The 9,323-nt window shown below is 48.1% G+C and carries 7 protein-coding genes and 1 other RNA gene; 2 read left to right on the top strand and 6 right to left on the bottom strand.

The window, feature by feature from the left end; all coding sequences use genetic code 11:
• Positions 1 to 135 precede the first annotated feature (135 nt).
• From JUF13_RS14165 to JUF13_RS14140, 6 genes are all read right to left on the bottom strand, one after another.
• The gene (locus JUF13_RS14165) at positions 136 to 675 is read right to left on the bottom strand and encodes a hypothetical protein (RefSeq protein ID WP_203640188.1); all 540 of its coding nucleotides are present in this window, start codon (positions 673 to 675) and stop codon (positions 136 to 138) included.
• A 500-nt stretch (positions 676 to 1,175) separates the two neighbouring features.
• Positions 1,176 to 2,522, bottom strand: a complete 1,347-nt coding sequence (locus tag JUF13_RS14160) for a glucose-6-phosphate isomerase (protein WP_125765615.1) — start codon at positions 2,520 to 2,522, stop codon at positions 1,176 to 1,178.
• Between the two features lie 131 nt (positions 2,523 to 2,653).
• Positions 2,654 to 3,517: a GRP family sugar transporter gene (locus JUF13_RS14155; protein WP_203640187.1), complete on the bottom strand. Its 864-nt coding sequence runs from the start codon at positions 3,515 to 3,517 to the stop codon at positions 2,654 to 2,656.
• A 184-nt stretch (positions 3,518 to 3,701) separates the two neighbouring features.
• On the bottom strand, positions 3,702 to 4,850 hold the full coding sequence (locus JUF13_RS14150; RefSeq protein ID WP_203640186.1) for a class I SAM-dependent methyltransferase: 1,149 nt from the start codon (positions 4,848 to 4,850) through the stop codon (positions 3,702 to 3,704).
• 65 nt (positions 4,851 to 4,915) lie between these two features.
• Positions 4,916 to 6,385, bottom strand: a complete 1,470-nt coding sequence (locus JUF13_RS14145; protein ID WP_203640185.1) for an ATP-binding protein — start codon at positions 6,383 to 6,385, stop codon at positions 4,916 to 4,918.
• On the bottom strand, positions 6,382 to 7,116 hold the full coding sequence (locus JUF13_RS14140) for a response regulator transcription factor (RefSeq protein ID WP_203640184.1): 735 nt from the start codon (positions 7,114 to 7,116) through the stop codon (positions 6,382 to 6,384). Before JUF13_RS14140 ends, JUF13_RS14145 begins: the two co-directional genes overlap by 4 nt.
• 566 nt (positions 7,117 to 7,682) lie before the next feature.
• On the opposite strand from JUF13_RS14140, the gene ssrA reads away from it, so the two are divergent.
• Positions 7,683 to 8,053, top strand: a transfer-messenger RNA (tmRNA) gene (ssrA, locus tag JUF13_RS14135).
• 186 nt (positions 8,054 to 8,239) lie between these two features.
• Positions 8,240 to 8,926 carry a hypothetical protein gene (locus JUF13_RS14130; protein ID WP_203640183.1) on the top strand — a complete coding sequence of 229 codons (687 nt, stop codon included), beginning with the start codon at positions 8,240 to 8,242 and terminating at the stop codon, positions 8,924 to 8,926.
• Positions 8,927 to 9,323 lie beyond the last annotated feature (397 nt).

Below are 9,323 nucleotides of genomic sequence, written 5' to 3'. Positions count from 1 at the left end.
AAAAGTATAGGTCTCCATGGCCTATTTGTTTACCCTTAATGTCTTAAGGGGTGTTGCACTTCAATTTTAAATCGGGCTAATTTATTCATGATAATCCCGCTTTCTAGAACTTGTTGTTCTCACTTAGATTAGGTGTTACTTGTAAGCCTTGACCTTGAAACTCTTATTGGCCGATAACACGAAAAATGACTGGTGACCCTTGACCTTGCCGTTGTAGCCCGCCCGCAGTGTCAGCTTCTTGGCCTTGGTCTTCACGACCTGACTAAAGGTTAACCGCTTCGTGACCTTCGCCAGCTTGACGCCATTAGCCGTCACGATTTGCACGTTCTTAGCCGGCGTAAACACGCTCAACGGAATGTTGGTGACGGTTAATTTACCGCTGACCTTCACCGACTTGCCAGACTTGGTTCGCTTGGCCTTAACGTTCGTCAGCTTATACGTCCAGCGATTTTCCTTAGCCTTAACGCTGCTATCACTGGTAAGGCCCAGCTCAACGCCCTGCTTCAGCGTGTACTGCTTGCCGTTATACAGGACGACCTTCTGACCGTTGACCTCCGTGACCGTGGCCTTGACTGGCTGGGGCTTGGCCTGAGCCGTCGTTGAACCTGTGACTAAGGCACCGCCTAAGCTCAACGCAACCAGCAAGCCGGCGAATCCGCCTTTCACTATATCCATATGTACATCCTCCTTCACCTGACAAATCGGATTTCCGATTGCCGGCACAACTGTCTGGGTACCGTTCCACCAGACACTCGTAATCATACACGTTGGGGATGTCACATTATGTCGTTTGGTATCATCTGCTAAATAAAATAGCAACTTTTTTATTTTCAACGTAAAAATCCGTGGGTCCTTGGCAATTTACCCTACCAAAGACCCACGGATTTTATCTTTCGCGTACCTATGTTTCACTATCACAATTCACCGGTCCACTTAGCCAAATGCCATTTCCCCTCACCGCCAGCCCCAAATAGCGTCCAAAATCGCCGTGAGAGCATCGCATGTGAAAATTGGTATAGCCAGACGTTTTCACCCGTCAAACGCGTCCTAGGACACTAAAACGGCTACTGATGGGTCGTTAGACGTTCAGGGTTAGACCGGTACGCCAATTTCATCATGGCTAGCAAAAAGCACCGCCACGAATTCGCAGCGATGCTTTCATTTAAAGTTTAAGTTTAGAGCCGAGCGTTTAATTCCTTGCCCAACTTTTCAAAACCAGGCTTGCCTAACAGGGCGAACATGTTCACCTTGTAAGCTTCAACACCGGGTTGGTTGAATGGGTTGATCCCGTTCAGGTAACCAGAAATGGCAACGGCCACTTCGAAGAAGTAGATCAAGTAACCCAACGTGTATGGCGTTTGGTCAGGGATGTGGACGCCCATGTTAGGGACACCCCCATCAGTGTGGGCTAAGACGACCCCTTGGCCGGCCTTGGTGTTGACAAAGCTCATTTGCTTGCCTTCCAAGTACTTCAAGCCATCTAAGTCATCGGCTTCGCTAGGCACGTCAACGTCGTTTTGTGGCTTGTCGACGGTGATGACCGTTTCCATCAAGTTCCGGCGACCTTCTTGGATGTATTGACCCAAGGAGTGTAAGTCGGTACTGAAGTTCGCGGATGATGGGTAGATACCCTTCTGGTCTTTCCCTTCGGATTCACCCATCAATTGCTTCCACCATTCTGCGAAGTACTGCAGACGTGGTTCGTAGTTTTCCAACAATTCGGTGGTGTAACCCTTGCGGTATAAGATGTTCCGTAAGGCAGCGTATTGGTAAGCTTCGTTCTTGGTCAAATCAGGGTTGGTGTAGGCGTCTTGGGCGTCAGCGGCCCCCTTCATCAATTCGTCGATGTCAGCGCCAGATGCGGCGATTGGCAACAGACCAACGGCAGTCAAGACGGAGTAACGACCACCAACGCCGTCAGGAATGACGAACGTTTCGTAACCAGCAGCGTCGGCTTCAGTCTTCAAAGCTCCCCGTTGCTTGTCGGTCGTGGCGTAGATCCGGCTCTTGGCCCCATCGGCACCATACTTCTTGACTAACATATCCTTGAAGATCCGAAAGGCGATGGAAGGTTCCGTCGTGGTCCCAGACTTCGAGATGATGTTCACGGAGAAGTCACGGTCGCCAATCAAATTGATCAGGTCATGAACATAGTCCGGACTGATTGAGTTCCCAGCGAAGAAGACTTGTGGTCCTTGACGCTTTTCTGCTGGCAAATAGTTAAAGAAGGTGTCGTGTAAGAAGTCCACGGCCATCTTGGCACCCAGGTAAGAGCCCCCGATACCAATCACAATCAAGACTTCAGAATCAGAACGAATCTTCTTTGCTGCGGCCTTGATGCGGGCAAATTCTTCCTTGTCGTAATCATGGGGCAGTGCCAACCAGTCACGGAAGTCACTACCGGCTCCGGTACCTTGGCGTAATTCAGAGTCTGCAGCGGTGACAAGCGCTTGCATTTCTCCAAGTTCGTTGTCATGAATAAACGGATCAAGTTTGGAACGATCGAAGGCGATATGTGCCATATTTAGATAACCTCACTTTTATTGTTTTGACTAGTCCATTATAACGCATTCCCCTTAAAAGTAAATGGTCTAGTCCACATTTTTTTAGAAAATAAAAAGGGACGCCAACCCACGTTAGCCGTCCCTTATAACTATTTCATTAAACCGAGCGTAACCCCACCAGCAACAACTAACAGAGAGCCAATTGTGATGTAGACCATTTCGCGTCCAGTCTTCTTTTCACCCAGTAACCAGATGCTCCCGAACGTGGAAATAACGATCCCACATTGTGCCAGGGAGTAGCTGATGGCCAAGCCGACCGTTGGAATGGACATGAACATAAAGAAGTTCCCAATGCCCCAGACCAAACCGGTGATGATGTTCTTGGCGGTTGCCTTGTGCCAAACTTTTTGGCGGGAGAACATCACGAAGATCAAGGCTCCTAAGATCATTCCCAAAGATTGTGGGAAGATGATGGTCTTGGAATCCAAGCCGGATGCCGTGACGATAACCGTGTACAGCACGTAACCAATCGTAGAAATCACGATGGCGATTGAGCCCCGACCCGCTTCAACGGGTTGACTCGAACCGGCCGCGGCGCGCTTGTCACGCAAGGACGTCATGGCAGCCCCGATGATCAAAACAATAACGGCAATCGTGCCCATCGTCACCATCTTGGTCGTCTTCCATTCATGGAACAGCAGGACCCCGGCCAACGCCGTCCCCACGAGTTGTAACCCGGTGGAGATAGGCACCGTCCGTGAAATCCCGATGAACTTCATGGATTGGAATTGTTCAAACTGACCAACTGACCAGCAAAGACCGGAGGCAACCCCGACCAGCATGGACATGCCAGTTAAGGCACTGTGGAAGTAGACCAATGAGAAGATTCCGAATAAAACGGCCCCAGCGGTCATCCCTAACGTCTGTTGGTAGGAAGTCCCACCCAGACGGCCACTGATCAATCCAATACTTCCCCAACAAACCGTGGGGATCAAAGCTAATAATATACCCATAATGCAAACCTCAACTCTCGTTTCATCTCTGTCGTTTCTCTCTGTAAGCGCTTCTTAATTAGCATTAGTAAGTGTAAATGTTTCTTTTCGAAAAGTAAACCATTGTTGTGCAAAAAAAGGACCAATTGGTCAGTGGTCTATCTAACCAAGTAGTCCTTCTTGTGTTCATTTTCAATCGTTTTCATTAATCAACCGACAAGAGTAAACCCTTTAACGATTCACTATGACGGTCGGCAACGTTGGTCAAAAAGTCATTTGGCGAACCGTACGTATTGAAAGCAGTTACATGACCGGTATAATTTTCTACCGCAGCGTTAACCGTTGACTGTAGGTGCTTCATGGAATACGTTGGCGCGGTCGCCGTAACCAGGATCTTCGTCCCCGTCGTTGCGACCTTCAAGGCTTGTTCAACCAGGGGTTGTAAGTCCTGTTCCAGCGTAAAGGTCCGCTTCTTACCACGGATAAAGGCAGGTGGGTTGATCATGATCATATCAAAGGTCAGCCCATGCTTGCTGGCGTAATCCAAGTAGTTGGTCACGTCCATCGTCCGCATTTCAACGGGAGCTTGTTCCAGGTTGTTGGCAGCCAATTGCGCTTGCAACGTGGTCGTGGCCCGGTTCGTTGGGTCCACGCTGACAGCGTCAACGGCCCCACCAACCATGGCAGCGGCGACTAACCCAGTTTCCGCGCTGAATAAGTTCAAGACGCGCTTCTGTTGGCCGTTTTGCTTAGCCCAGTCCCGGACATCCCGGAACTCTAAGGCTAACTGTTGCCGGCTCAACGTCAGATCAACGGGATACGTGATGCCGTTTTCCAAGACGTTGCTAGGTTGTTGGCCCAGGTCGCCGCTGATCAATTGGGTGGTTTCTTGCCCAGGGGTGGCCGCCACAATGGTCTGTCCCTTGCCCATGATGCGTTCGAAGCCCGCGTAGATCAACCGGGCTTGTTGCTTCAGTGCGGCGTTTTGCCAGCGGAAGACGTAGATGCCGTTGTAAACATCCACGACTAAACCACCAAGACCGTCACCAGTCCCGTTAAATAACCGGTAAGCATCTTGGTTGGCAAAGGCGCTCCGCTTAGCAGCGGCGGCCCGGAACTTGCCGGTAAAGAAGCATTCATCGATTGGTTCATTTTCCTTCAGGCTCAGCACGTAGCCGATACCCCGGTGTTGCTTGGCGAAGTAAGCCGTCGCCACGAAATGGCCATGGTTTTCCAATTGGACCCAGGCACCGTTGTCAAAATCCTTGTTATTTTCTAAGTCGGTTAAAGCGACAATGGGATAGCCGTCCTCAAACTTACGGACGGACTTCCCGGTAATTTGTACTCGTTTCAAAAGTTTCCTCCTTAATGGTTCCCTCATTGTATCATGTTTAGCCCCAAAACACTCCCGCGAATTCCCTATTCCGTGGTTTTTGCGCGTTGCGAGTTGGTTTGGTGCTGATCGGGGAAGATGACGGTAAAGGTCGTGCCGACCCCTTCCTTACTGGTCACGCTGATCTTCCCATGATGCAGTTGGACCAACTGGTGCACGATGGACAGTCCCAAACCGGACTCGCCGTACTTGGTATTCTTCCGCGAAGGATCTGCTTTGTAGTAGCGTTCCCAGATATTTTGCAGCTGCTCGTCACTCATCCCCATCCCGGTGTCGGCCACCTTGACGATGGTTTCCTCGTACCCGCGCTGAGCAGAAATGGTGATGTGCCCCTGCTGGGTAAACTGAATGGCGTTCTGCGTGATGTTAAACATAATCTGCACAAACCGGTCGTAGTCGGCGTACACTGCAATTTTCTCGGGCGACTGTAATTCCAAGACGTCGCCGGAATCGTCGGCCTTTTGCTTGAGCTGTTCCACAATGTTGTGAAGCGCATCGACCGCGTTAAACTCGTGGAGGTTCAGGGCAATCTGGTTGGACCGAATCTTCTCGTAATCCAGGTTTTCGTTGACCAACCGAATCAAGCGGCTGGTTTCACTCCGCATCAGGTCGATGCTCTCTTCCTTACTCTCTTCGGGAATGGCATCGTAGGCCAGGCCTTCCAGCAAGCCGTTGATGGTGGTCAATGGCGTCCGCATTTCGTGAGACGCATTGGCCATGAATTCTCGCCGTCGTTGTTCCTGGCGTTGAATCTCTTCTTGTGAATCCTTCAACGAATGCGCCATACCGTTAAAATCATTGATCAAGTCATCAATTTCATCGCGGTTGCGACTCGCCATCTGAATGTCATAGTTTCCTTTAGACACCTGATTGGTTGCCGTCCGCAGCCGGTTGATTCGTGACGTGTAGTACCGGGCTAAAATGTAGCTCGCCACTACGGCCACCAAGAACGAAACCAATAGTGCCCGAATTAAATTACGGTTGATTTGGTTCACGTTGGTGTTGATATCCGAGACGAAGGCCCCCATCACCACGACCGCCACTAATTTATGATTATAGAAGTAGGGTTTCATGACTTCGGTCATCGCCGGACTGACCCGGCCATTCTTGTTACGGACCCGCCGATCGACGACTTTGTGAATGATTTGGTTATTTTTCAATTTCTTCCAATCAGACTTATCGATGGCCTGTTGGTAGACGTTGGCGGGAAAAACGATTTTATTAGTTGCACTGTAGATGGTCGTGCTGACCGCCTGGTTCTGGAGCAGCTGTTCACTGCTCTCAAGCGAGGTCGTATCGAATTGCACGGTATTGGGCTTCTGCGAGCTGATTCGCAAGGACTGCTCAATCAGACTGTTGGAATATTTTTCCAGCGAGTTCCAGGTGTTACTGTACACCATGTGCCGAGTCATCTGCGAATACGACACGCCCATGAGCACCAAAATAATCATGATTGCCGCAAAGAACCCTAACATCTGTTGATACATGAGTTTCATTGCTTATTTGCTCCACTATCATCGAATTTATAACCGACTCCCCAAACCGTTTGAATGATTTGCGGACCAACCTTTTCAATCTTCTGCCGGAGCTTTTTAATGTGGGCGTCCACGGTCCGTTCATCACCGTAGTACTCGTAATCCCAGACCAGCTGGAGGAGTTGTTCGCGGGAGAAAACCTGTCGCGGCTTCTGGGCCAACGTCTTCAGGAGGTCAAATTCCTTGGGCGTCAGATCCTCAATCTGCCGGTCGTTCAGGTAGGCTTCCCGGGTCTTGGTATTGAGCTTGAAGTTTTCCGTGACCACGTCAAACGCCTCAGTATCATTGGCGGTATCGTCTTCAGTTGGCTTGGAAACGGGTCCCAATTCGGCGCGCCGGTGCAGGGCCTTGATCCGGGCAATCAACGTGATGGGACTAAACGGCTTGGTGACGTAATCATCCGCCCCCATTTCCAATCCCAAGACCTGGTCGCTTTCGGAGTCTCTGGCCGTTAACATGATGATGGGCACGGTCGGCGAAAGTTTACGAATCTCGGCACTGACCTGCATCCCATCCATGCCGGGCAGGTTCAGATCAAGCGTGACCATGTCCCAATCATTGGGTGCGGCGGAAAACATCTCAACCGCTTCGTTGCCGTCATAGGCAAACTGCGCGTCCCACTGTTCCTTCTTGAAAAACATCGACATCATTTGCGAAACTGAATGGTTATCTTCTATCATTAAAAGCTTCATCGTTACCTCCACTGATTCCAACGTTATCTGGATTCGGTGCCGGCGAAAAAGTTAGTCGATCATAGTTATCCTGAAGTTAACAAGTTAATCAGAAATGGTGGTGATAGAACTATGAAGTTTCTGTAACTTTTAGCCGGTAACCGTTTTCTCTTCTATTATTTAAGGGTCATCCTGGCTGATAACGCACCTAACACTTGAATCACTTAAAATAGTTGTGCTGGTCACTGCTGTCAGTATAAACTAATTTCAGGCTGGGAACTACTGACACTGTCTCCGGATTGGGGGTCAGTATCATTCCCAGTGAGCACTGAAACCGGACTCACTCTCACATTATACCGTTCAATCTAAGTCCTGGGTACCACATGGGGTGACCTATTTTTAAAATTGCGCCCGGTCTCGAATTCAGCATACATCTTTTAGCTTAAAACAAGTCAGGCGGATTGACCAGCGTTCCACAGCACCAGCCGACTCGGTCCCCTACCAAAAATTTACATCGTTTACGGCCGATTCAAGTCAAATATTTTGCAGACGGGCTCAGGTATGGTACACTATATCAGTATCGAAATGGGGCCGTTCTGGATTCGACTGGTATAGGTTGAAGCTTGACTGCGCGTCGTAGCGGCATCTACGTTAAAAGGTCCAGTTTATTATAACTGCAAAAAATAATAACAATTCTTACGCTTTAGCTGCTTAATAGGCGCTTAACGTAGATCCTCCTAGGCTTGCCCGCGGTCTAGATCTGGGTCCTAAATTTAACGGGCTTACGCTAACGGCTCCCACCTGAAGTACGTTAGAAGAGATGAATCAGGTTAGCTGAGTATGTGGGCCCTGACAGGCGGCAAGTTATTCAGTGAAACTTTAAGTAGTCTGCCTATGCGTGTAGACGTTAAGTTGGCAATATGCTAGGACGCGGGTTCGATCCCCGCCGGCTCCATAAAGCACCAGAAACGGATTGTTATAACCCCTTAAAATGCCGGTAATACGGCATTTTTATTTTATCCAAAATGCATCAATCATCAAGATATGGTAGCCAATGGGACTCTTTCTGGTAACCAGCACGCGAGAATCATCATGCAGGGCGGTAAAAATCGCAAAGAATCCATTATTGTCAGGGGAATGTCATATGAAGGTGCAACGCAGACTAAACATTGCGACGGTTATCCTTAGTATAATTGCCGGTGGTTTATTATATATTAGGATAACTGATTATTATCAACTATCGAATGTATGGGTTGACTTGCCCGACGCGTCATTGAAAAACTATATTTTGCGTTTATGGATTTTAGTAGGCACTTTAATTTTAAGTGATTTGGTCTGGTTTTATCTTCGCTCTAAAGATCTAGATTTTAAAACCTGGAGTGGCTTCGGGTTCTTGATAGTCGTTCTGTTGGGATGTATTTTACAATTCACCCAAACGCCAAATTATAAAAGCTATCATGAAACACCTTACGCCATAAGTGCTACTACAGTGGAAAAACAAATAAACGTCAAGTCCTTTGATCCCTATAAAAATTTTCCGATTTACTTTTATCGAAAAACAGATTCTGCCTATAAAAGTGTACGCCACCAAATTCGGCAATTCTCATTGGGACAGCAAAATGATATACCAAGCATTGACCTATCAACACTAGAGAAAAAATTGGGTAAGAAAAGGTATACCGTCGTTCTTAAAAACGCCAAAATAAACTCTAACAGTGCTTTCTTTATGAAGTATTATGATGACAATGGTGATGCCCGTAGAATAACATTCAACAATCTACAAGATTCTAAAAACTTAAATAAGGCATTTAAGTTTATGACTGATCACTAATCAACGACTTCATTACATCAGCTATCGGTTTCCTAACACTAAGTCATCATGTTTTCAATTGACATTCAGCCTTTAAATTGGACGCCAAAAGGGCCGCCAACCGCTATTGCTAGCGGCTGACAGCCCTTTTCAATTTCACTAAATTTCAAAAAATTAGAATTCAGCGTTACCTGGCGTCCGTGGGTATAGTAGGCTTTCTGGCTAACCAGCACACAAAAACCATCATGCAGGGCGGTGGAAACTGCCAGTTTAATGGCTGACAGTTTTGTTTGCCTCCACCTCAAATTGTAAAATCATATATAATATAATTCTGTCAATTGCCCTGAATAAATTCAGAGGCTTGTCGCTCACGTGTCTGACGACACAGTAGTCCAACATGCCCATTGGCACTCCTACT

It is taken from the genome of Levilactobacillus wangkuiensis, assembly GCF_016861605.1.
GTDB classification, from domain to species: domain Bacteria; phylum Bacillota; class Bacilli; order Lactobacillales; family Lactobacillaceae; genus Levilactobacillus; species Levilactobacillus wangkuiensis.
The sequence above is the reverse complement of the archived record's forward strand: the minus strand, read 5'-3'. Positions and strand labels throughout refer to the sequence as shown.

Coding starts and splice junctions, on each gene's coding strand:
- JUF13_RS14130 (WP_203640183.1), top strand. CDS start 8,240: ATGAAGGTGCAACGCAGACTAAACATTGCGACGGTTATCCTTAGTATA.
- JUF13_RS14140 (WP_203640184.1), bottom strand. CDS start 7,116: ATGAAGCTTTTAATGATAGAAGATAACCATTCAGTTTCGCAAATGATG.
- JUF13_RS14155 (WP_203640187.1), bottom strand. CDS start 3,517: ATGGGTATATTATTAGCTTTGATCCCCACGGTTTGTTGGGGAAGTATT.
- JUF13_RS14160 (WP_125765615.1), bottom strand. CDS start 2,522: ATGGCACATATCGCCTTCGATCGTTCCAAACTTGATCCGTTTATTCAT.
- JUF13_RS14145 (WP_203640185.1), bottom strand. CDS start 6,385: ATGAAACTCATGTATCAACAGATGTTAGGGTTCTTTGCGGCAATCATG.
- JUF13_RS14165 (WP_203640188.1), bottom strand. CDS start 675: ATGGATATAGTGAAAGGCGGATTCGCCGGCTTGCTGGTTGCGTTGAGC.